17 protein-coding genes and 2 pseudogenes are annotated in these 21,863 nt (G+C 68.9%); 5 read left to right on the forward strand and 14 right to left on the reverse strand.

The features are described 5' to 3' along the window. Positions 1-25: 25 nt before the first annotated feature. The 8 genes from ACFZCY_RS43350 to ACFZCY_RS43385 all read right to left on the reverse strand — a co-directional run bounded on the left by ACFZCY_RS43350 (position 26) and on the right by ACFZCY_RS43385 (position 9,005). Positions 26-610, reverse strand: a complete 585-nt coding sequence (locus tag ACFZCY_RS43350; RefSeq protein ID WP_391186965.1) for a hypothetical protein — start codon at positions 608-610, stop codon at positions 26-28. A 139-nt stretch (positions 611-749) separates the two neighbouring features. After that, the gene (locus tag ACFZCY_RS43355) at positions 750-1,808 is read right to left on the reverse strand and encodes a helix-turn-helix domain-containing protein (protein WP_391187033.1); all 1,059 of its coding nucleotides are present in this window, start codon (positions 1,806-1,808) and stop codon (positions 750-752) included. A 123-nt stretch (positions 1,809-1,931) separates the two neighbouring features. After that, on the reverse strand, positions 1,932-3,863 hold the full coding sequence (locus ACFZCY_RS43360; protein ID WP_391186967.1) for an NAD-binding protein: 1,932 nt from the start codon (positions 3,861-3,863) through the stop codon (positions 1,932-1,934). Between the two features lie 85 nt (positions 3,864-3,948). Beyond that, positions 3,949-5,247: an SLC13 family permease gene (locus ACFZCY_RS43365; RefSeq protein ID WP_391186969.1), complete on the reverse strand. Its 1,299-nt coding sequence runs from the start codon at positions 5,245-5,247 to the stop codon at positions 3,949-3,951. Then, on the reverse strand, positions 5,244-5,714 hold the full coding sequence (locus tag ACFZCY_RS43370) for a CBS domain-containing protein (RefSeq protein ID WP_391186971.1): 471 nt from the start codon (positions 5,712-5,714) through the stop codon (positions 5,244-5,246). The genes ACFZCY_RS43365 and ACFZCY_RS43370 overlap by 4 nt, the downstream gene beginning before the upstream one ends. Then, the gene (locus ACFZCY_RS43375; protein ID WP_391186973.1) at positions 5,701-6,978 is read right to left on the reverse strand and encodes a cation:proton antiporter; all 1,278 of its coding nucleotides are present in this window, start codon (positions 6,976-6,978) and stop codon (positions 5,701-5,703) included. The genes ACFZCY_RS43370 and ACFZCY_RS43375 overlap by 14 nt, the downstream gene beginning before the upstream one ends. A 258-nt stretch (positions 6,979-7,236) precedes the next feature. Next, the gene (locus ACFZCY_RS43380; protein ID WP_391186976.1) at positions 7,237-8,007 is read right to left on the reverse strand and encodes an ABC transporter permease subunit; all 771 of its coding nucleotides are present in this window, start codon (positions 8,005-8,007) and stop codon (positions 7,237-7,239) included. A 71-nt stretch (positions 8,008-8,078) separates the two neighbouring features. Next, positions 8,079-9,005 (reverse strand): ATP-binding cassette domain-containing protein, encoded by a 927-nt coding sequence (locus ACFZCY_RS43385; protein WP_391186978.1) that lies wholly within the window; start codon positions 9,003-9,005, stop codon positions 8,079-8,081. 82 nt (positions 9,006-9,087) lie between these two features. Here ACFZCY_RS43385 and ACFZCY_RS43390 point away from each other — a divergent pair, with 82 nt between their 5' ends. After that, the gene (locus ACFZCY_RS43390) at positions 9,088-9,561 is read left to right on the forward strand and encodes a MarR family transcriptional regulator (RefSeq protein ID WP_391186980.1); all 474 of its coding nucleotides are present in this window, start codon (positions 9,088-9,090) and stop codon (positions 9,559-9,561) included. 602 nt (positions 9,562-10,163) lie between these two features. On the opposite strand, the pseudogene nhaA reads toward ACFZCY_RS43390, so the two are convergent. Then, positions 10,164-11,440, reverse strand: a pseudogene (gene nhaA, locus ACFZCY_RS43395) (Na+/H+ antiporter NhaA). Between the two features lie 19 nt (positions 11,441-11,459). Then, complete coding sequence (locus ACFZCY_RS43400) at positions 11,460-11,846, reverse strand: hypothetical protein (RefSeq protein ID WP_391186982.1); 387 nt, start codon at positions 11,844-11,846, stop codon at positions 11,460-11,462. Positions 11,847-12,483: 637 nt separating this feature from the next. Here ACFZCY_RS43400 and ACFZCY_RS43405 point away from each other — a divergent pair. Both ACFZCY_RS43405 and ACFZCY_RS43410 read left to right on the forward strand, forming a co-directional pair. After that, the gene (locus ACFZCY_RS43405; protein ID WP_391186984.1) at positions 12,484-13,854 is read left to right on the forward strand and encodes a potassium transporter TrkG; all 1,371 of its coding nucleotides are present in this window, start codon (positions 12,484-12,486) and stop codon (positions 13,852-13,854) included. Beyond that, a complete protein-coding gene (locus ACFZCY_RS43410; RefSeq protein WP_391186986.1) occupies positions 13,847-14,569 on the forward strand; it encodes an NAD-binding protein in 723 nt (240 codons plus the stop codon). Before ACFZCY_RS43405 ends, ACFZCY_RS43410 begins: the two co-directional genes overlap by 8 nt. A 22-nt stretch (positions 14,570-14,591) precedes the next feature. On the opposite strand, the gene ACFZCY_RS43415 is transcribed toward ACFZCY_RS43410, so the two are convergent. Further along, positions 14,592-15,356 (reverse strand): ion channel, encoded by a 765-nt coding sequence (locus ACFZCY_RS43415; protein ID WP_391186988.1) that lies wholly within the window; start codon positions 15,354-15,356, stop codon positions 14,592-14,594. 317 nt (positions 15,357-15,673) lie between these two features. On the opposite strand from ACFZCY_RS43415, the gene ACFZCY_RS43420 reads away from it, so the two are divergent. Then, entirely contained in the window at positions 15,674-16,630 is a 957-nt protein-coding gene (locus ACFZCY_RS43420) for an alpha/beta fold hydrolase (protein ID WP_391186990.1), read from the forward strand. Between the two features lie 519 nt (positions 16,631-17,149). On the opposite strand, the pseudogene ACFZCY_RS43425 reads toward ACFZCY_RS43420, so the two are convergent. The 3 genes and pseudogenes from ACFZCY_RS43425 to ACFZCY_RS43435 all read right to left on the reverse strand — a co-directional run. Continuing rightward, a pseudogene (locus ACFZCY_RS43425) lies at positions 17,150-17,443 on the reverse strand (glycosyl hydrolase); the annotation flags it as partial. 148 nt (positions 17,444-17,591) lie between these two features. Continuing rightward, on the reverse strand, positions 17,592-18,875 hold the full coding sequence (locus ACFZCY_RS43430) for an MFS transporter (RefSeq protein WP_391186992.1): 1,284 nt from the start codon (positions 18,873-18,875) through the stop codon (positions 17,592-17,594). An 85-nt stretch (positions 18,876-18,960) separates the two neighbouring features. After that, entirely contained in the window at positions 18,961-20,520 is a 1,560-nt protein-coding gene (locus ACFZCY_RS43435; RefSeq protein ID WP_391186994.1) for a sulfatase-like hydrolase/transferase, read from the reverse strand. A gap of 349 nt (positions 20,521-20,869) precedes the next feature. Between ACFZCY_RS43435 and ACFZCY_RS43440 the strand changes: the two genes are divergently transcribed. Then, complete coding sequence (locus ACFZCY_RS43440; RefSeq protein ID WP_391186996.1) at positions 20,870-21,835, forward strand: SUMF1/EgtB/PvdO family nonheme iron enzyme; 966 nt, start codon at positions 20,870-20,872, stop codon at positions 21,833-21,835. Positions 21,836-21,863 lie beyond the last annotated feature (28 nt).

A 21,863-nucleotide genomic window follows, 5' to 3' on the forward strand; every position in this document is an offset into this window, starting at 1 on the left:
ATGTGGGAAGAGAGATGTGGGGTGTTCAGACGGCCGGACGGTGGGGGTCGAGCGCGCTGTCGAAGGGCGCGACCCGGAAGAACTCGCCGTCGGCGTCGTAGTCGAAGATGAGCGCGTGGGAGCCCGAGACCAGTCCGGCCTCGTGGGTACGGACCTGGACGGTCGCGGTCGATCCGTCGTCGGACGTCACCTCGGCCTGGCCGAAGTCGGCGCTCACGCGGGAGGTGCGGATCACGCAGACGCGGCCCACGAAATGCTCGCGCGACGGCACCCGTTCAGGAGGCAGGAAGCGGTGGGCCAGGCGCCGCTGCACCCTGATGCCGACCCAGGCCGCCCCCAGCGCGGCGGGCAGCACGGCGACGCGCAGCCAGCGGTGGACGATCAGCGCGTCACCGGCCAGTGCCACGAACCAGGCAATGAGGATTCCGGTCGAGACCATGGCGGTGACCGGTATTCCGGCGGTGCCGGCGTGGACGCCGTCTCCCCCGTCGAAGGCGTCCACGCCGATCCCTCCCAGCAGCACCACAAGCCAGTACCCGGCCACGACGAGGAGCGCGAAGCTGAAGAGGACCGTGGGAAACCCCAGCGCGGCCCGCAGGAACCCAGCCACAGCACCACCCCCGTCCCTCGTCTCGGTGCCACGGCATCGTGACACCGGGAGGTACGGCCGCACATTGCCGGATCCCGGCAATCTTTACGCGCTCCTGACGTCCTGTTAACGCGGGAACCGACCGGGCTCCGGGAAGCGTCTACAGCGGCTCCTGCGGCCACCCCAGAAGCCGCGCCCCCATCGCCGCCGTCTCCAGCGTGAAGCGCTGCAGCGCGTCCCCGGGGTCGTAGCCGGTCAGGGTCTTGATCCGCTCCAACCGGTAGGAGAGGGTGCGCACGCTGATCTTCAGGCGCCGCGCCGCCTCGGCGTTGACATAACCGGCCGCCGCACAAGCGGTGAGCGTCTCCAGCAGTGGCCCGGCCCCGCCACGCGACGTCGTGAGCGGGCCGAGCACTGTCCGCACCAGGTCAAGCATGGCCGCCCGGTCACGCAACAGCACCGGGAAGACCAGCAGGTCGCCGGCATGCAGAACGGGCCCCGGCAGCTCCAGCCGCTCGGCGAGCTCCAGGGCGCCGAGCGCCTCCTCGTAGCTGAGCACCACACCGCCCGCTCCTGGGTGCTCACGGCCGATGGTCACCCAGCGCGCCCCCGGGTGGCCGGTGCCGGGCCATTCCGCGTGCTTCGCGAAGGCGTCCAGGATCACTCGCTCACTGCTCGCGGCGACGCACACCAGCCGCCCGTCCTTGGTGGTCAGAAGTACGTCGTGCTCACCGAACCGGGCGATCAGTTCCCGCTCGACGCGGCGCACCACCGGATGGACATCGTCGTACGGTTCATTCCCCTCGGCGACGGCGACCGCGTGGGAGCCCGCCAGCCGCAGCCCGAACCGCTCGGCGCGCTCGGCCAGCCGCCCCAGGTCACTACGCCCGTACAGCAGATCGTCGATGAACTCGCGCCGGGCCGCCTCCTCCTGGCGTACCGCCAGGTGCTGCGCCCGCTCGTGCCCTTCCCCCAGCGCGCTGATCGCCGCCTCCACGGCGCCGAGCAGCGCGTCGTCGGTACGGGCCACCGCTGCCGCACTCGGCGCCCGTGCGACGCCGGGCAGCGAACCCCAGAGTCTGCGGGTCTCGCCCAGATACAGTCCGATCAGCTCCCGCAGCCCGTACCCCGCCTCCGCCGCCCGCTCCCCCAGCTCGCGCAGCGCGTCCAGCTCGGGCCGTCGCAACAGCCGGCCGGTCCCGGAGACATCGGCGAGCATGTCCGCGTAGTCCCCGAGGAAATGCCCGGGTATGCCGCCTCGTTTCACCTGTCTGCTCCTTCTGGTCCTTCTGCGCCGGGACCGGCATCCGCCGCGTGGTCCACGTGGCTGCTCCCGCGTCGGTCATCCGCTCTCGGGGATCCCTCGCGCCGCGGGGTTTCCGCCGAGGAGTTCGCCCAGGCCCTGGCGGGTCGTGGCCAGCACCACGCGGTCGTGCGGCTTCAGTACATAGCCGGGGTGCAGGTCCCACACCAGACCGGGCTCCCGGTCGGCGCCGTCGTACGGGAGCGCCGCGGCGAGGTCGCGCTGCCGGTCCGCCGGTTCTGCCGCGTCGAGCGCGATCACTCGCCAGGCGCCCGGCTTGAACGCTTCGGCGACCGTGCGGTCCTCCAGCTGCGGGTGGCCCGCGACGTGCAGTGCGGCGAAGAGCAGCACTTTGCGTTCGACCGGTATGGCGCCCAGGACCTGGCGGCCCATCATGGCTCCGGCGAAGGCCGGTGCCGCGAGTGTCGAGACACTGCGGCTGCGGGTCAGGGCCTGGGGGTGGGCGGCGCGCAGGGTGCGGTAGACGGCGGTGGCGAAGTGGTCGTCGTACAGGCGCAGTGCCACCCGCAGGCCGGGTTTGACCGAGCGGGCGTACAGCGTCGCCTCCAGATTGGTGATGTCGGAGCTGGTCAGCGCGAGCAGCGCGTGCGCCCGCCGGATCTTGGCGGCCTCCAGTACACCTTCCTGGGTGACGTCACCAACGACGGTCGGCACCCCCAGCCGCCGGGCGAGCGGGAGGCCGCGCGCTTCCGGGTCCTCCTCCACGCACACCACGGGGATGTCCAGCTCATGCAGTCTCGCCAGCACACGGGTGCCCACCTTGCCGAGGCCGAGCAGGACCACATGCCCGGAGAGGCCGCGCGGCGGGCGGCGCAGCGCGGACGCGGTCCGGAAGGTGCCCAGCGCTTCGAGGGCGGCCGCCACCAATACGGGCAGCAGGAGCAAGCCGGTCAGCCCGGAGAGGAGCTGGAGCACTTTGCGCCCGGTCGGCTCGTCGAGCGCCGGGTCGTCGATGGCCAGCACGTCCAGCACCGTGAGATAGGCCGCGTGCAGGGGGTCCGCTCCGGTGAACAGCCACGAGGCGAGGGCGAGCGCGAGCACGGCGGTCACCATCCCGGCGACGGACCAGCGCAGTCTGCGGGAGAACAGCGAGGCGAGCGGCACCCTGCGGCTGCCGAGCCGCCGCGGTGGAAGGGGCGGGCCGGTGGCGGAGACGGCTTCCAGCACCACCGTGCCGCGCCCGGTGGCGGCGGCGACCTCCGCGTCGCCGGGCAGCAGGCGCGGGCCTTCGTCTCCGCTGCTGTCGGAGCCCTCGCTGCCGCCGGGGTCGCTGGTGGTGGACGAGAGCAGTGCGAGGGTGCACAGCCCGGGGTCGGCCACCTCGTCGCGGCCGGGCGGGGTGCGCTCGGTGGCGTGCAGCAGCAGCCCGTCGGCCTGCACCACTTTCCGGGTGCCCGCGACGGCGGTGGCCGCGAGCGCGGGGGCCACCGTGTCGGCGTCGGACAGCACGGTCGTGGCGGCGTCCAGCTCCGCCGGGTCCATGCCGGGGTCGGCGACCACCGCGGCCTGGTCGAGCAGGTCTTCCAGGTGCTGGCCCAGTTTGCGGTTGTAGAGCCGGATCACCAGCCTCAGCCGGGGGTTGAGGCGGCGGGCACGTAGTGCCGCGTGGATGTTGGTCTCGTCGTCGTCATGGACCAGAGCCAGTGCCGTGGCCCGTTCCGCCCCCGCCTCGGTCAGCACGTCATCGGCGAGGTCCGGCGCCTCCATGACCCGAACTTCAGTATCCGGGGCCCCGTCAGGCGCACCCTGGCGGGAGAGCGGCGCCCGTCCGACCGCCGCTGCCACCCGGCCGAGGAGTGCGGACGCGCGAGCGGGTCCTGTGGTTCGCATCCGCGTGGTCTCCCGTACCGGGGCCGCGACCGGAACGACGACCGTCACCCGCGCGCGGTAGACCTCGTGCAGTTCGGCCGCCAGGCGGTGGGCCAGCGCGTCATCGCCGCAGACGATCATGTGTGGGACGCCGGGATCGCCGGGCGTCCCTTGTGGTGAGGAAGACATGATGGTGAGGGCCCCCGTCGGTCGTTGATGTCAGCCGTCATCCAAGGGCGAAGTACCGCAGCCACAGGTATCCCGCGGCGATGGTGACCGTGACCGCGGTGACGACCAGGCCGTACTTGGTGAACTGCCAGAAGGAGATGGGCTGCTGGTTGCGTTCGGCGATGCCCAGCACGACGACGTTGGCGGACGCGCCGATGGCGGTGGCGTTGCCGCCGAGGTCGGCGCCCAGAGCCAGGGCCCACCACAGCACGTGGACGCCGTCGCCGCCGAATCCGTGTGCCAGGTCGGCGGTGATGGGGGCCATGGTGGCGACGTACGGAATGTTGTCGACGACCCCGGACAGCACGGCGGAGCCGAACACCAGCAGCATCGTCGCGCCCAGTTCGCTGCCACCGGTGGCATCGGCCAGGGCGCGGGAGACCTCCCCGATGACGCCGGTCTCGATGAGCGCTCCGACCATGATGAACAGCCCGGCGAAGAACGCGAGGGTCGGCCACTCGACCTCCTTCAGCGCCTCACCGGTCTCCACCTTCGAAATGGCGATGAGCAGCCCGGCACCGAGCAGGGCCACCACGCTCGGCGCGTAGTGCAGCACCGGATGGGCCACGAACCCGACGACGACGAGGGCGAGGACGCCCAGGCCCTGGTACAGCAGCCGGTGGTCGCGGATGGCTTCGTGTTCTTCCAGCGCCATCACGTCGGCGGCGCGGTCCTGGTCGTACACCAGCACCTTGCGGAACATCACCCGGCACAGCACCACCAGCACGGCGGTGAGAACCGCGGCGATGGGTGCCAGGTGGACCAGGAAGTCGTTGAAGGTCAGCCCGCCCCGGCTGGCGATGATGATGTTCGGCGGGTCGCCTACGAGCGTCGCGGTGCCGCCGATGTTGGACGCCATCACCTCGGCGATCAGGAACGGCGCCGCGGGCAGCGCGAGGCGTTCACACACCAGCAGGGTGACGGGCGCGACCAGGAGCACGGTGGTGACGTTGTCCAGCAGTGCGGACGCGGAGGCGGTGATGACTATCAGCATGGTCATCACGCGGAAGGGCTTGCCGCGGGCGCGTTTGACCGCCCAGATCGCCAGATACTCGAACACGCCCGTCTGCCGCAGCACCCCGACGATCGCCATCATCCCGAGCAGCAGGAAGACGACGTTCCAGTCGATCCCGGAGTGCTCGTCGAAGAAGGCCGCCTTGTCGTCCGTGGCACTGATCGCGAGCATGGCCGCCGCCCCGGCCAGGGCCGCGGCCGTACGGTGGACGCGTTCGCTGATGATCGCCACGTACGCGAGCACGAAGACCGCGATCGCCGCCCAGCTGTGCCAGTCGCTCATGTCACCCCAAGAAGACGTTCCAGCAGATGCGCGGCGGTGATCACACCAAGCAGCCGGGAGCCGCCGCGCTCCCCTCGCGCACCCCGTACCACCACCGCGATCAGCGGGCTGCGTTCGCGCGCCATGAGCGCCGCGACCTCCAGCGCGGTGTCATCCGGGTCCGCGACCGGCGGCTTGTGGCGTTCCCTGGGCAGGCAGTCGGCCACCCGCCGTCCCGCCAGCGCCTGGCACAGCCGGTCCGCGTGCGGCTCGTCGACCACCGCCGCGAGCGTGGGGTCTTCGATCACGTAGCCGGGCACGAGCAGCTTGACCAGGGCGGACGCGGGCAGCAGGGCGTGCGGCTCACCGCCGTCGTCCATCACCAGCACCCCGGGCAGCCGTTGCTCGGCCAGCAGCCGGGCCGCGTCCAGCGCATCGCTGTCCAGATGCACCGACGGATATTCAACCGCCAGATCACGTGCGCGCATCGCCGTCCTCCTCCATCCGGGCCGCGGGCTCCACGGCCACGGCAGTCCGCTTCCCCTTGTGCTCATCGTCGTCATCGTCATCCGGTATGCCGACGAGGTCCTCGACATCGAAGACACGGGCAACGGGCACATCCGTACTGCTGTGGGCGACGATGGAGAACGCGATGCACACCGCGATCAGGGTGTATGCCTCCCGGCCCTGTGGGATGCCCGACTGGAGCACCAGCAGCCCGTAGACGACGGAGGCGAAGCCCTTCGGCCCGAACCAGGCCGCCGCCAGCTTCTCCCGCCGGTCGAAACGCGTGCCGATCAGCGAGATCAGCAGCGACGCGGGCCGGATCAGAACGATCGCCAGAACCACCGCGACATATCCGCCGACCGGCAGGTCGCCGAACAGCCGCGGCGTCAGCAGCGCCCCGAACACCAGCAACGCCGCGAACTTGCTCAGCTCTGCCAGCGCCTCGCCCAGCGGCTCGAACGCACGGCAGGAGTCCGGCGAGACGGAGGCGAGCACCGCACCCGCGGAGAAGGCCGCCAGGTAGGGGTTGGCGTGGGTGAGATGGCACGTCGCGTAAAGGATCACCCCGGCCGCCAGCGGCAGCAGCGGCTGGAGCTTCGGCTCGGCACCGAGCACCGGGAGCCGCACCAGACCGTTCACGAGCAGCGGCAGCGCGACGCCCAGCGCCAGACCGCCGACCAGCTCCAGAGCGATCTTAGACAGGGACGCCTCCGCCGCATCCGAGGTCGGACCGGCCGTCGCGATCAGCACCAGCACGACCGGCAGCGCCAGCCCGTCGTTGATCCCGCTCTCCACGTTCAGCAGCTGCCGCAATCGCGCCGGGACCTCTTTGCGGCCCACGATCGCCGACGCGAACACCGGGTCGGTCGGCGCCAGCACCGCACCGACCAGGAACGACGTCGTCCAGTCCAGCCCCACCAGGAAGTGCGTGATCAGCGCCATCCCCACGAACGCCAGCGGCATGCCAAAACCCAGCGCACGAGCGGGGTTCCGCCAGGCACCGCGCAGAGCGGGGAACGAGACGTGCATGCCGTCGGTGAACAGCACCGCGAACAGCGCCAGATCGGCCGTGATCGCGACGATCGGGCTGTCCGCCGTGATGTGGATGAGGCCAAAGGCCCCGTCGCCGACGAGCGCGCCCGCGACGAGAAAGAGGAGCGAGGTGGAGAGTACGGAGCGGGCCGCCAGGCCCGAGACCAGTACCGCGATGAGGAGTGCGACGCCGAAAACAGCGATGAGCACCATGGGTTGTTCCGCCCCCGATCGGCAAAGAGAGTGATCCCCTGTCCGCCGACCAGACTTCCCGGCACTCCGCCAGGCACCTTACAGGAACCTGACGCGATCCCTACGGGGAATTGACGGTCGTGGCCCGCCCGGCACCCCCCGATCCCCGCGATCCGATTCTCTTCCCTTGCGGGGATCCGTACTCTCCGCCTGCTGGCACTGTGCGGTCACAGCGTTTGGGGCGTCGCCCTGCGACGCCGGCTGACATCGTTCCCGCGGTCAGTTGTTCAGATCGCGACGCCAGAAGAGAACGGCTCCCAGTGTGACGAGGACGGCAGTGACGATGCCGAGCACTGCGGCGTCGAGCCACTGGAAGCCGTGTTTGAGGGGCTCGCCGCCGATGTAGTACTGGAAGGGAGACAGGTAGGCGAGCCAATCGGCGCCGATCTGAGTGGCGAAGGTATAGGCAGCGTACGTGAGGACGCCGATCACCGCGGTCGCGGCGAGGACGACGACGCGTCGGCCGAAGGCGGCCCCGAGGCCGGTGGCGAGAGCACCGAAGACGATCGCGAGCAGGGCCAGGTTCGCGCACTGGGCGAGCAGTTCGACGGGGGTCACGCTGGTGAGCTCGGCGCTGTCGCGGATGGCGAGCAGGGCGAGCCATACGAGTACGGAGATGGTCACAGCCCCGGTGATAAGGGCGCCGAAGCGCTGGAGCACCAGACGGGTGCGGGTGACGGGGTGGGCGAGCAGGAGGTCGAGCTGTCCGGACTCCTCGTCGCCCGCGGTGGCACGGGCCCCGGTGGCAGTGCCGTAGATCATGGCGAGCAGTGGCAGGATCAGACCGAAGACGCTGGCCTGGAGGTAGCCGGCAGCGGTGGCGTCAATGTGCAGGGCATCGCGCATACCCCGAGGAAGGTTTGCGGTGTTGTCCTTCTGCGAGGGGTAGGTGGAGGCGTACATCATTCCGACCGCTGCGGTGCCGAGCGTCCAGCCGATGAGTCCGCGACGGCTGTCGGAAAGGGACATGGTGTAGAGGGCGGCGCTCATGGTGGGGGTCCTTCTCACGGTGGGGGCTGGAGGCTTGACCAAGGCGGGGAGCCGAGCAGGCCGCGTGGATGTCAGCCGAGTCGGGCGGGGGCGCGTGGCTCGGCGTTGGCGCCCTCGTAATAGGTGTGGAAGAGCTCTTCGAGGGCGGGTTCGGTGGCGCGCAGTCCGGTGACGGTGTGCCGGGCGAGTGCCTTGATGAGTGCGTCGGGGCTTCCCATGACCTGGCCGGTGAGGGTGGTGCCGGCCACATCGAGGTGCAGTTGTCCGCCGCCGTCGACTGCCGCGAAGGCGGCGGCCTCCACTGGCCGGGCGAAGGTGACCTCGATGTCGCGGACAGTACCGGCGCGCAGATTGGTGACGGTGTCCACAGCGGCCAGGCGCCCGCCGCGGATGATGCCGACCCTGTCGGCGACCGCTTCGACCTCGCTCATGATGTGGCTCGACATGAAGACGGTTTGACCGTTTGCGGCGGCCTCGGCGACCAGCTCGAGGAAGGTCTGCTGGACCAGTGGGTCGAGCCCTGAGGTGGGCTCATCGAGGATCAGCAGCTCCGGGGTGTGCATGAATGCCTGCACGATCCCGACCTTCTGCCGGTTGCCCTTGGACAGCTTCTTGATCTTCGCACTCTGGTCGAGTCCCAGCCGGTCGGCCAGATCGTCGATCCTCCCTTGCGGTACGCCGCCGCGCAGGGCGGCGAGGAAGCGCAGGTAGGCGCGAACGTTCTGCCGTCCGTCGCAGACGAATTCACCAGCCAGGTAGCCGACCCGTGCGCGCAGTCGGACTCCGTCGGCACGCGGGTCGAGACCGAGAACGGTGGCGGTACCGCCAGTAGGGCGGATGAGGTCGAGCAGCAGGCGGATGGTCGTGGACTTTCCGGCGCCGTTGGGCCCGAGGAAACCGAAGACCTCTCCTGCCCGGACGTCCAGGGACAGGCCGGTCAGGCCGCGGCGGGATCCATACGTCTTGGTGAGCTCCCGGAGCTCGATGGCATGTTTCATGCGCAGAAGCTAGCGAACTTTCAGAGATCTGTAAACGTGCGGAGATATCTGAACGATAAGAGAGCTCGGTATGCTGAGAGGCATGGACGACGGCACGGACACCCGGCTGCGCGAGACCGCGGAGAGGCTGGCGCTCACCCTGGCGCAGGGCGGCATGCAGAAGACCACCGCGCGCGTGATGACCGCCCTGCTTTTCAGCCAGCAGGAGACGATGACGGCCACCGACCTCTGCGAGGAGCTACAGATCAGCTCCGGCGCCGTCTCCGGCGCGGTCAAGCAACTCATTCCCACCGGCATGATCGAGCGCGTCCCGGCCCCAGGCAGCCGCCGCGATCACTACCGCTTCCGCGAGCACGCCTGGGCCACCTTGATGAGCAGCCAGAACGCAATGCTCGCGGTGATGGGCGACGCCGCCGCCGAGGGCCTCAAGGGCACCGGCGCGGACAGCGTCGCCGGGCGCCGTCTCCACGAGATGCAGGACTTCTACGCGTTCATGCAACGCGAGATGGCAGCACTGATCGACAATTGGCGCGAACAGTACGATGCCGGTCGCTGACAGCGACCCCGGAATCGTCTCCGGCGGGCTTGCTCGGCACGCGGATGCGGGACCGTGACGACCTGGCGACGATGTTCTGCAAGCGGGGCGCCGCGACGATCAAGAAGGCCAAGGCGGAGCTGGAGGCGGCCTTCATGCTGCCACCTCGATGAAGTGCTGCATGAGACGGGTGGCGGTGACCGTGCCGAGCAGCGTCACGTCTCCTTGATCGCGCTCAATGATGGCAATCACGGGGCCGTGAGTGCGGGCCATCAGGCCGCAACCTCCATGGGGCGTGGGTCGGGTCCGGCGACGGGCGGCGGGTACAGGCGGCGCGGCGCCCACTCGGCCACCGTGAGCCCCGCGAGCCGTTCGGCGAGTTCGCCATCGTGCTGCTCTCCGACGACCCCGGCGAGCGCCGGGTCTTCGGCGATGTGAGCGGGATGAGCTGCCCGATGAGCTGGGAGCCGGGCGCGATGGCGTGCGGCTGGCCGTCGGTGTCGAGGACCAGCAGGGCCGGCAGCGACTGCTCGGCCAGCATCCGGGCCCCGTTGATCGCATCGTCGTCCGTGGTCACGAAGGGAAAGGGCTCGGCAAGCTCCCGTGCGCGCATAACGTTCTCCTCAGCTATCGCCCGTGGCGCTGCCGCCGTTGGTCTGCTGGTAGATGTCGGGAGAATGCCATCGGCGTCCTCGTCCCGCGTTTCGGCCTCCCACAGGCGGCGGTAGATCCCGTTGCGGCGCTTGACCAGCAGGGCGGCCACAGCCGCGGCGATCAGCGAGCCGAGCAGGACGGCGGCCTTGATGTACTCGGCATCGGCCGGGTCGGGAAAGGCGAGCTCGCCGATCAGCAGGGCGACCGTGAAGCCGATCCCGGCCAGTACCGCCAAGGCGAACACGTCCGCCCAGGCCAGGTCCGGGTTGAGGCGGGCCCCGGTGAACCTCGCCGCCACGTAGGTGCCGACGAAGATCCCCACCGACTTGCCGACGACCAGACCGAGCACCACCCCCAGAGGCTCCGGACGGGTGAACACCTCGCCCAGCGCCGCGCCCGAAATGCTCACCCCAGCGGCGAACAGGGCGAACAGGGGAACGGCCACACCGGCCGAGACCGGACTCAGCAGATGCTCGGTCCGTTCCCCGGGCGACGCCTTCTCGCCCTCGTCGCGGGTGGTACGCAGGATCAGGCCCATCGCCACGCCGGCCACCGTGGCGTGAACGCCGCCGTTGTACGTCAGCGCCCAGATGGCCACACCCAGCGGCACGTACCACCACCAGCCGCGCACCCGGTAGCGCTGGAGCAGGTAGAAGACGACGAGCCCGGCCACTGCCCCGGCGAGCGCGGCCGGATTGAGGTCGGCGGTGAAGAAGACGGCGATGACCAGGATCGCGCCGAGGTCGTCGACGACGGCCAGGGTCAGCAGGAAGGCCCTCAGGGCTGAGGGCAGGTGCGTGGAGAGCACAGCAAGGACGGCGAGCGCGAAGGCGATGTCGGTGGCCATGGGCACCGACCAGCCCTGCGCGCTTCCCCCGCCGAGCCCAGTGGTGGCCAGGTACACGACGGCGGGGACGACCATGCCACAGACGGCAGCGACCACCGGCAGGGCCGCGGTAGCAGGAGTGCGTAGCTCGCCGACCACCAGCTCGCGTTTCAACTCGATCCCGGCAACCAGGAAGAAAACTGTCAGCAGCCCGTCCGCGGTCCAGTGCTCCACCGACAGGTCCAGGCCCAGTGCGGGGATACCGAAGTGGAAGTCACGAATCTGCTCGTACGCTCCGCTCCACGGGGTGTTCGCCCACACCAGCGCCACCACGGCCGCCACCAGCAACACCAGCCCCCCGACCGTCTCGGTCCGCAGGGCCCGGGCCACCCGAACGCGCTCCGGCCAGGCCCCGCGTATCCGGACAGGCGCCTGACCGCTACGACAAGATGATGCCCAGGAAGGTCACAATGAGGGCGGAGGAAATCGCGAAAATTTGATAGCGCGCGGGGATCTCGTACTTCTCTCGCTTGACTCCTTCGTTGACCTCAGTGGCGTACTTGTGTATGAGTTTCCTGGATGGGAAGAGGCCGATCGTGAGTCCGGTCCATCCGAAGGAGTACAGAACCAGCATCTGCTGCGCCGACCAGCGCTGGTATTGGTGTCGACCGACCAGGATCATGCCGAAGCAGCATGCTATGGATATGAGAGGCCATGCCACTTTGCTCTGTCGTCCCGGATTCCATTTGATCATAGCGAAGGAGAAGAGGGACGTCGCCGCGGCGGCCATGAGTAACAGGTACACAAGGGGGAGCGAAGTGAGCATGAGGCACTCCTGTCGGCATGCACAAGGGCTGGCGTTCACATTGTGCCGCCAGCCCTTGAGGTGAATCAAAGCGGGGTTGCACTTAGCTGAGTAATCCAATGATCGGTGACATGAGGTCGTGACCGAACTGTGTGATCTTCGTTGCGACCTTACCGCCACCCAAGGCACCGATCCACTTGGATTACCCAAAGGCGATCAAGCCCAAGCCCAGGCTGGCGCTCCCCACGGATTTCCAGAAGTCCTGGCTCGTGAATCCATGATCGATTCCTGTGAACACCGCACTGATTCCTCCCACCGCTACGGAGGCGATGGCGAATCCGCCGGCGAAAAATATTCGAGAGCGGGTGTGGCCGGGGAAGGGATCAGGTCCGCTACGCCCAAGATGGCGGAGAGGAACCCGCTGCACCGCGAGGTGGAGCGCCTTCACGCGGCCTTGCGATGGGCGCCCTCAAAACCTGGCGGCTCCTCGGTGCCGTCCCGCCCATGAGGCGACGATGCATACCGGCTGGGTCGCGCGGCAGGTCGACCACCGACGGGTATCGGCGAGCGGGTACAGGCGCCGACGCCCGGGCCTCATCCCCCGGGCGACGTGGGTCGCGTACGCTTTCCGCGGTCTGCAGAGAGGGAGGGGCCGCAGGTGAATCGACATCTGACGCCGGTGCGTCGCGCCCTTTTCGGCCATCCGGCACGGAGCGTGGTCTTCGCCTTCGCCCTGGTGATCCTGGGCGGTACGGCGCTGTTGTCGCTGCCGGCAGCCACCGAGGGGCGAAGCTCGGCCGGCTCGGTCACCTCGCTATTCACCTCGACGTCCGCGGTCTGTGTGACGGGCCTGGCGGTGGTGGACACCGGCACGTACTGGAGCGGCTTCGGCGAAGGAGTCATCCTGGGCCTGATCCAGGTGGGCGGCTTCGGCATCATGACGATGGCCTCGCTGCTGGCCCTTCTGGTGTCAGGCAAGCTGAGGCTGCGCATGCAGCTCACCGCTCAGGCGGAGACCAAGAGCATGGGCATCGGGGATGTGCGCCGGGTCCTGCTCGGTGTGGCCGGAACCACGTTGATCGTCGAACTGTCGGTCGGCGCGCTCCTCGCCCTGCGCTTCCGCTTCGGCTACGGCATGTCCCATGGGGACGCCGCCTACATGGGCCTCTTCCACGCCGTCTCCGCCTTCAACAACGCCGGTTTCGGGCTGCACGCCGACAGCCTGACGCGCTACGCCCAGGACCCGTGGGTGACTCTGCCCATAGCGACTGCCGTCATCCTGGGCGGGCTCGGCTTTCCCGTACTGCTGGAAGTGCTGCGCCACCGCAGACGGCAGCGGCTCACGGGACGGCGCGTATGGTCACTGCACACGAAGCTGACGCTCGGCACCACTGCGATCCTGCTGGTCATCGGCACTGTGCTCATCTGCCTGTTCGAATGGGAGAACCAGGGGACACTGGGGGCATTCAGCACCCCACGCAAGGTGCTGAACGGGTTCTTCACCTCCACCATGACCCGGACCGCGGGATTCAACAGCATCGACACCGGTGCCCTGCACCCGTCGACACTGCTCCTGGTGTGCATGCTGATGTTCATCGGCGGCGGCAGCGCGGGGACGGCGGGCGGCATCAAGGTCACCACGTTCGCCGTACTGGGCGCCGCGATCCTGGCAGAGGTACGGGGCGAGCCCACGTCGGCTGTCATGGGGCGCAGGCTCGCGCCGCAGGTGCTGCGCCAGGCGCTGACCGTCGTGCTGCTGGGCATCGGCCTGGTGATGGCCGCTACGCTCGCCCTGCTGACCGTGACGAAAGCGGACTTCGAGGCGATCCTCTTCGAGGTCGTCTCGGCGTTCGGCACCGTGGGCCTGTCCACCGGAATCACCGCGGATCTGCCCGCCTCAGGCCAACTGGTACTGACCCTGCTGATGTTCATCGGGCGACTCGGCCCGGTCACCCTGGTCTCGGCGCTGGCCCTGCGCGAGCGGACCCGCCGCTACCAGCTACCCGAGGAGCGACCTGTCATTGGCTGACTTCCTGAACTCCCTGCGCAACCTGCGCCGCCGCAAGCGGGCGGCAGAACAGCCCACACCGCGCGGCGATCAGCGCGTGGCGGTCATCGGGCTCGGCCGGTTCGGCAACTCCCTCGCCACCGAGCTGATGCGGCGCGGCTGGGACGTCCTGGGCATCGACGAGAACGCTCGGCTCGTTCAGAAGTACAGCGACACGCTCACCCACGCCGTGGTAGCGGACTGCACCGACCCGGAGGCACTCGCCCAGCTCGGCGTCGACGAGTTCGGCAGCGCTGTCGTCGCCATCGGGACGGATGTCGAAGCGAGCATCCTCGTCACCTCCAACCTGCTGGAGGCCGGCGTGCCCAACATCTGGGCGAAGGCCATCAGCCGCCAGCACGGCCGGATTCTGGAACGGCTCGGCGCACACCACGTCGTGCTGCCGGAGCACGAGATGGGTGAGCGCGTCGCACACCTGGTGACCGGACGGATGCTGGACTTCATCGAGTTCGACGACGACTACGCCCTGGTGAAGACGATCGCCCCGAGTGTCGTACGGGGCCTGCCGCTCGGTGAGAGCAGACTACGCAGCACCTACGGCGTGACGGTCGTGGGCATCAAGCCCATGGGAGAGGACTTCACCTACGCGACAGCCGACACGGTCGTCGAGAAGGGCGACGTCATCATCGTCACCGGAAAGACCGCCGCTGTGGAAGCGTTCGCCGAACTGAGCTGAGAGACAAGCCGCCGGGCGGGAATCATGCCGGGCCAGGGCTGTTGTGGTCTCTGGCGTAGGCTCGAAGGATCTCATGCATGCTGCCGCCCGTGTGCAGGAAGCGCTGGTCGAGGACGGCGGCCAGATCTTCGAGTGCGACGGTCAGGACGGCTGCGGAGGGCTGGACGTCGGCGTGCCCGGTGGCACGGATGGACTGGCCCAATTCTGCGGCGTAGCCGATGGTGTGGGCCAGGGAGGTGTTGCCGAGCCCGTCGTGGAAGTAGTACGACTCGGCGTACTGGAGGAAGTCCACGTGCACGCGTGCGATGTCGGCGGCCGGCCCGTCGATGAGGGCGACAGCCAAGGCGGTGCCCGGAGGTTCCTCGGTGAGGCGGGCGCGGCGCAGATGTGACAGGCGCAGCGCGAGGGCTCGCCGACGTGTGAGTGCCGGGTAGATGCCGAGGATCCAGGAGACGGTGGCGGTCAGCAGAGCGAAGCCGACGAGGGCTTCCAGCGGAGCGGCGATGCGCAGCCATCCGACGGTCGGGGCGATGTCGCCAAGGCCGAGAGTGGCCAAGGTGACCAGTGAGATGTACAGAGCGTCCACCGGTGTCGAGTGTTCCATCGGATCCAGGCCAGTGGCGAAGGAGAAGCCGTACGGCATGTGCGGCCAGTAGACCAGCGCCCATCCCACAGCCACTCCGCAGGCCCACATGGCCACCACCGCCACCATGCCCAGCGGCCCCGCCAGACCCGCGGCCCGCCGACGGGGGCCCAGCCGCGATGAGAGCCGCCACAGACCGGTCATGACCATCCTGCTCAGCCCTCCGTGCCGAGTGGGGTGCCACAAGGTATGGAACACATCGCGGAGGATGAACATCACGGTTGCCGCACCGACCATGGTGATGATCCACTTCATACGATCTCCGAACGCCGCCGTACCTCCTCAGCATGCAGCCCCACCTGCCGTCACTGGATGAGGACAAGCCGCCCCACCATCATTTGGAGGGGAGCAGAAGACCGGTCGGACGCCTCCGCGCTCTTCGACGACCGAGATCAGCTACCGCCGAGGAGTTCGCCCAGGCCAGGGAAGCCGACTCCGGCGCCGACAACCGGTGGACAGCCTTGCCCGAACTCGATCTTCAGCATCATCATGCCGCCGCGATGGTCAAGTTCGTCTGCGACAGTGCTGGGATGACCGCCATCTATAAGAGTGCCGCTGCTCACCGCGATGTCGAGAGGTGGTGCACCGAGCGCCTCGCACGGTGGCCGGTGGCCCACCGGACCATGGCACTGGCCACATGCATCGGTCGAACTCATATCGTCGCTGCGGGAGAGGGCGGCGGCCCACAGCAGGCCACACCCTGTGTGGTCGTGGTGCCCGGCACCAACTTCAACGCTGCCACGAGCATTCCGCTGGCCACCGCGCTGGCGGCACACTGGCCCACCTACGTCGTGGATGTACCCGGCCAGCCGGGACTCAGCGCCGGCGACCGTCCCGGGCAGCATCGTCTGACCCAGTATGGGCGCTGGCTTCAGGAAGTATTGGACGAGGTCAGCCCGGGGCCGACCCTCCTGGTGGGTCATTCGCTTGGCGGTGCCATTGCGCTGGCCTGCGATGTACCGCAATTGATCGGGCGGGTACTCGTCTCCCCCGCGGGGCTGACCCGGGTCAAGGTCACCGGCCGGGTCCTGGCGGCCACCCTGCCATGGCTCGCCCGCCCCACCGAAGCCCGCAGCGCGGCGCTGTTGCGGCAGATGCACGGGCCTGGCCGACGACCGTCGTACGAACTCGTCAGCTGGATGACCCTCCTAGCCCGGTCATGCCGCTCCAGCCTGGCGCCCGCGCCCCTCCCCGAAGAGACACTCACCCGGTCACGGCGGGTGGCCAACGTGATGGTCACCGGCGAGGACGATGTCTTCCTGCCGTTGTCCCTGCTAGCTTCGCCCGCTGCCCGACACCTTGGAGCCACGGTGAAGACCGTGTCCGGTGCGGGGCACCTCGTGGTTGAAGAAGCCCCAGAGACGATCGCCACGCTGGCGGCAGCCTTGATGAGCGGGAACACGACCACCGAGCTGTGAGTACGTTCCTCGGCACGAGGACTGTGCGATCGTGCGGCACCACCGGGTGTCATCTGCCTTGAGTGAGTGGGTGGGTGCCGCAGCCATCCGCGAGCGAAGCGAAGGAGACAGCCGCCACCGCCCGTTCAGCCGCGCGGTCAGCGAGCTTCTCCGCCAACCGCACCCTGAACGCTGCGAACCGAGCCGTGGCCTCCGCCAACAGCGCGCAAGCCTCTGCCACCCACGCCCGCGCCTCCGCCGTCCAGGCGGGCCAGGACGCCAAGACGCGGCGAAGGCGGCGAGTCAGGCTCACGAGACCGCTGTGGCGAAACGGAAAGCCGAACGCGCGGCAGCGGCCAAGAAGGCGGCTGAGGAGGCACGGGCCGCCAGGGAAAGCGGCAACAACCCGGTCGGCTTGCGGCCCCAGAGGGGGTGGTGAAGTTGTACGTGTTCCGGGACAGGAAGCAGGTCGGCGTTGGCGTAGCAGCCGCTGGGGCAGCCGCGCCGACAGAAAGGTCGATGCGGCCATCCGGGCGGGTGGTGCACGCCCTTGCGGCGGGCCTCCTGGGCCAGCAGGCGTCCGGCTCGGCGGGCCAGCTCCGGGTCCCAGGTCGCGGCCAGCGCCGTCGGGCTCGGCAGGGCGATCGAAGGGTCGTCGGCGGTCCAGCGCACACCGCGCACACCGATCGGACCGTCGGACATCACCAGCGACCGCAGGCCGATCTCGGGGAGCGCCGGGAGCGTCCACATGTCCTGTCCGGACAGAAGCCGGGCCTTCGTGTCGAGGTCCAGCTTGCCGAGCGCGTCCTCAACAGCCGCGTCATAGGTGTTCATGTGTTCCTTCCGGGTTGCGCGGAATGCGGGAGATGGGGTGCGGCGGTGAAGAGACGGCCCGCTGTCGGCTGTGCGCATGGTGGATGCCGGTCGAGTCCGGTGAAAGGCGTCGGTCTCCGCTCATCCCGGCGTGGCGTTCCGCGCGGCGTCAGTTCACTTCCTTGACGCGGAGGATGGCGATCGCGCCCACCAGGGTGAACACCGTCGCGGCGACGAACAACGCGGTGTAGTTGCTCGGTGTGTTGCTGCCGATAACCAGGATGGGTGGGGCGATCACCGTGATCAACGAGTGCGGGAGGGTATTGGCGATGTTCAGTACGCCCATGTCGCGGGCCGCGGTCTTCGGGGAACGCAGTACTCCGACCGCGATCGCCGTGTCCACCGAGGAGTACACGCCGATGCCCAGCGAGGCCAGGCCGACACCGACCAGGAAGGTGGGATAGTCGGCGGCGAAGATGACGACGACCATGCTCACCGCGAACAGCGCCGCGCCGAGGAACACGAAGGGCTTACGACGGCCTACCCGGTCGGAGACCCAGCCGAAGAGAGTGGCGGAGACCATGACGCAGATCGCCTGGACCACGGTGGATCCCAGCACGAAGGTGCTCAGCCTCGCGGGCGGCATGTGCAGGTGGTCGGTGAGATAGAAGGCCTGGTAGGTGCTGAGGCAGAAGAAGCCGAGGAAGCAGAGGAATCGGCTCAGCCAGGCCCAGCTGTAGTCCGGGGCCGTGCGGGGGTTGACGTAGAAGGACGACAGGAATTCCCGTACCGACAGCGGTGGGCGGTCCGCCTTGGCGAGCCGGGTGTCGTTCAGGCGCAGGCCGAACCATCCCATGGCGACCAGTCCGACGATGCCGGGGATGACGAACATCCACGTCGGTCGCTGCCCGATGACGGAGGCCAGGCCGACGCCGATCATCATCGCGCCGTACATGGCGAAGGAGTGGAGGCCCGAGACCCTGCCCTGCTGTTCGCGAGGGATCCGCTCGGGCAGCAGGGCCGACAGCGCGGCGAGCGTGGCGTTCAGCGCGGCCTGCGCGGCCCACCAGGCCCCTGCCAGCACCGGCACACTGTCGGTGGTTCCCATGACCAGCATGCACAGCAGCCCCACCGCCGCGCCCCCGATCAGCCACGGGCGTCTCCTGCCGAGGCGGCTGGTGGTGCGGTCGGACAGCCGCCCGAAGAGGGGGTTGGCGAGCATCGCGACGAACGCTCCGACGCCCATGACCCAGGACAGGTTCTCCGTCTTGTGCACCGGGTCGATCTGCTGGAGACGCACCGCGATGGTGGCCATTCCGGGAGTCAGCAGCACCACGTACAGACCCACTTGGGCGGCGATGTAGCTCGCGATGAAGCCGGTGGAGGCTCTGGGCGGGGCGTCCGAGGGACCTGGGCTGGTCTCCGAGGACGGATGGTCGGTGGATACGGACATGGATACCTCCGTGCGGCGGGGCCCGCGGGTGGTGGGGACGGCAGGGCGGAGGGAGCGGGGAGGCGGGCGGGGGACCCATCGAGACTCAGAGGTGGGTCGGCTCCCGCTCCTTGAGGAAGGTCTTGAACAGTTCCGCGGTACGCGGGACGTCGGGTGCGTGCCAGGACACCGGAATGCCGCCGGTGGTGAACCTCAGGCGCTGCTCGAGGTCTTTGGCGAGGTGTTCGCGGCCGCTGTCGCGAAGGTGCTGGGCGTAGCGCTCTGGGTCGTTGTAGTAGGTGGGTCCGGTCTGCAGGGTGGTCTGCATCGGGTCGGGCAGGGCGCCCGGGACCCCGGCGTAGGTGTTCCACCACTCGGCCAGGTGGCTGCGCATCCTCGCGGCCAGCACCGGCTCGTCCGCCAGCAGGTCATGGGTGAGGTGGGGGTCGTCGGCGACGTTGAACAGCTGCTCCCATTCGGCGCGGAAGCTGCCGGGGTGGTAGGTGCGCATGTACAGGTGGTCCCGTGTGCGCACGGCGCGCTGGTAGGTGTGCGCGCCGTGGCCGAAGACCAGGTACTCGCGGGAGTCGATGGTCTCGCCGCGCAGCACGGGGGCGAAGGATGTGCCCTGCCAGCCGGAGGGGATCGGCAGATTGAGCATTTCGCAGAGGGTCGGTGCGTAGTCGATGTTGTAGAGCAGTGCGTCGTTGTGGCGCCTGTCGTCGGGCAGGTCGTCGGTCACACCGGGCCAGTGGATGATCATCGGCAGCCGGTGGGTGGGCTCGTTCGCCAGGCCGTGCTCGGCGTACGAGCCGTTTTCACCGAAGGACTCGCCGTGGTCGGCGCTGACAATGACGGCGGTGTCGTCGGCGATGCCGAGCTCCTCCAGCGTGCGCAGCAGCTCCCCGAAGTGGTGGTCCCAGTACATGACCCCGCCGTCGAAGCCGTTGATGAGGTGTTCGAAGTCGGCGCGGCTGCGGATGGCGTCGGGCATGTTCTCGGGTACGGGAGATGTCCGCGGTACGAAGGCGTAGTGCAGGTCGAGGGCGCTGCGCGGGCCGTAGACCTCGGCGTGCGCGGCGATGGTCTCCTCGTCGGGCCATTGAGGGGCCGGCCCGGAGGCGGCGGCGCGCTCGGTCCATTCATGCGGCTGGGTGTAGTTGGTGTGCGGGTCCCAGTAGGTGAGGTGGAGGTACCAGTTGTCCTCGTCGGCATGCCGGCGGATCCAGTCCAGGCCGACCCGGTTGATGGCATCGGCGGGCTCGTCGCTGAGGGTGGGGGTGGCCCGGACGCTTTCCCGGAAGTTGGCCAGGAACCAGTAGGCGCGGTGCCGCTCGGCGAACATCGAGACGGCGGCGGTGTAGTAGCCGTGCTCTTGCAGGCGCTGGCCGAGCATGGGCCGGGTGGGCTCATTGCCGTGTCCGGCCTCCAGGCGCATCCGGGCGGCCTCGCCGAAGTGGCCGATCACGCCGTTGGTGATGCCGAACTGGCCGCTGGTCAGAGCCGTCCGCGAGGGCAGGCACGGTGAGTCCGAGCAGTAGTAGCGATCCAGGACAACGCTCTTCTCCGCGAACCCGGCGAGGTGGGGTGTGATCTCACGGGAGTAGCCGTAGGGCTGGGTGTGATCGGCACGCAAGGTGTCGACATCGACGTAAATGATCCGCATGCCGGATCGAGCCTCCTGTCGAGGATTGGCTGGGTAGGGGTGGCGGGCAGCACGCGGAGTCCGGTGTGCGGGCGTGAGCCTGATCCGGCCGGGACCGGTGCGGGTCGCGCCATGCCCCGGGGTGAGGGACAGCCGTCCTTGTGCGCCGGACTCCAGTGGTGCGGAGCAACGGGGTGGAGGTGGCCTGTTTCCCGTCGACCTCGGGCAGCTATGTTCTTAGTTATCTACTCGGCCTAGACGCATGTCAAGGTTTCCGCCAGACTTCCGTCAGGTTTCACCTGGCGCGTCATCGCCGTAAAGACAGCACAGCCCCCTCTTCTACCTGCGATTTCATAAACAAGGAGCCCCCATGAGCCCCTGCTGCGGTCCCGCGCGCGACGAGCGCTCACCCACACCTGGACCACTTCTTGAAAGGGGCGCCTATGGACGCAGCACCTATCCCGAGGCCCTCTTGCCGCTGCCCGGAGGAATGTTCGAGATGGGCGACGCCTTCGGCGAAGGCTACGAGGCCGATGGCGAGAGCCCGGTGCACGAGGTGGAGCTGTCACCGTTCGCGGTGGCCGCGACGCCGGTGACCAACGCAATGTTCGCGGCATTCGTGCAAGCGACCGGTTACCGCACGGGCGCGGAGCGCTACGGTTCCTCGGCGGTCTTCCACCTCGCGGTACGCGGCCGCCCCGAAGATATCCTGGGGACGGTACCGGGCGCCGGCTGGTGGCTGGTGGTCAGAGGCGCCGACTGGGCGCACCCGGACGGACCGGGCTCGTCGTGGCGTGAGCGGCATGACCACCCGGTGGTCCACGTGTCCTGGCACGACGCGCAGGCGTATTGCGCATGGGCGGGTGTGCGGCTGCCGACCGAGGCGGAGTGGGAGTACGCGGCACGCGGCGGACTCGCCGGGAAGCGTTTTCCCTGGGGGGACGAACTGGAACCCGAGGCAGTGCCGCGCTGCAATATCTTCCGGGGGGGCTTCCCGGTTCGCAGCTCGTTGCGGGACGGTTATCTCACCACGGCTCCGGTACGTTCCTTCCCGCCCAACGACTACGGGCTGTATCAGACCTCGGGCAATGTATGGGAGTGGTGCGGGGACTGGTACTCCCCCGAGACGTACCGGAAGCGCCCGCGGCGTGACCCCCGCGGTCCGTCGCTGGGCAGGGACCGCGTCACCCGTGGCGGCTCCTACCTGTGCCACCACTCGTACTGCAACCGCTACCGGGTGGCGGCCCGCACGGGGAACACACCGGGGTCCGCCACCGCCAACTGCGGCTTCAGGGTGGCCGCAGATCTCGCAGCGACGCCGGGCGGCCAAAGATGACAGGCGGCAACGCGCGCGAGGCGCGAGC

Source organism: Streptomyces sp. NPDC007983 (genome assembly GCF_042958345.1).
GTDB lineage: Bacteria > Actinomycetota > Actinomycetes > Streptomycetales > Streptomycetaceae > Streptomyces.

Excerpts from the sequence above, each read along its gene's own strand:
- ACFZCY_RS43355 (WP_391187033.1), bottom strand. The coding sequence starts at position 1,808 with ATGCTCGCCGATGTCTCCGGGACCGGCCGGCTGTTGCGACGGCCCGAG.
- ACFZCY_RS43360 (WP_391186967.1), bottom strand. The coding sequence starts at position 3,863 with ATGATCGTCTGCGGCGATGACGCGCTGGCCCACCGCCTGGCGGCCGAA.
- ACFZCY_RS43365 (WP_391186969.1), bottom strand. The coding sequence starts at position 5,247 with ATGAGCGACTGGCACAGCTGGGCGGCGATCGCGGTCTTCGTGCTCGCG.
- ACFZCY_RS43370 (WP_391186971.1), bottom strand. The coding sequence starts at position 5,714 with ATGCGCGCACGTGATCTGGCGGTTGAATATCCGTCGGTGCATCTGGAC.
- ACFZCY_RS43375 (WP_391186973.1), bottom strand. The coding sequence starts at position 6,978 with ATGGTGCTCATCGCTGTTTTCGGCGTCGCACTCCTCATCGCGGTACTG.
- ACFZCY_RS43380 (WP_391186976.1), bottom strand. The coding sequence starts at position 8,007 with ATGAGCGCCGCCCTCTACACCATGTCCCTTTCCGACAGCCGTCGCGGA.
- ACFZCY_RS43385 (WP_391186978.1), bottom strand. The coding sequence starts at position 9,005 with ATGAAACATGCCATCGAGCTCCGGGAGCTCACCAAGACGTATGGATCC.
- ACFZCY_RS43390 (WP_391186980.1), top strand. The coding sequence starts at position 9,088 with ATGGACGACGGCACGGACACCCGGCTGCGCGAGACCGCGGAGAGGCTG.
- ACFZCY_RS43400 (WP_391186982.1), bottom strand. The coding sequence starts at position 11,846 with ATGCTCACTTCGCTCCCCCTTGTGTACCTGTTACTCATGGCCGCCGCG.
- ACFZCY_RS43415 (WP_391186988.1), bottom strand. The coding sequence starts at position 15,356 with ATGACCGGTCTGTGGCGGCTCTCATCGCGGCTGGGCCCCCGTCGGCGG.
- ACFZCY_RS43430 (WP_391186992.1), bottom strand. The coding sequence starts at position 18,875 with ATGTCCGTATCCACCGACCATCCGTCCTCGGAGACCAGCCCAGGTCCC.
- ACFZCY_RS43435 (WP_391186994.1), bottom strand. The coding sequence starts at position 20,520 with ATGCGGATCATTTACGTCGATGTCGACACCTTGCGTGCCGATCACACC.
- ACFZCY_RS43440 (WP_391186996.1), top strand. The coding sequence starts at position 20,870 with ATGAGCCCCTGCTGCGGTCCCGCGCGCGACGAGCGCTCACCCACACCT.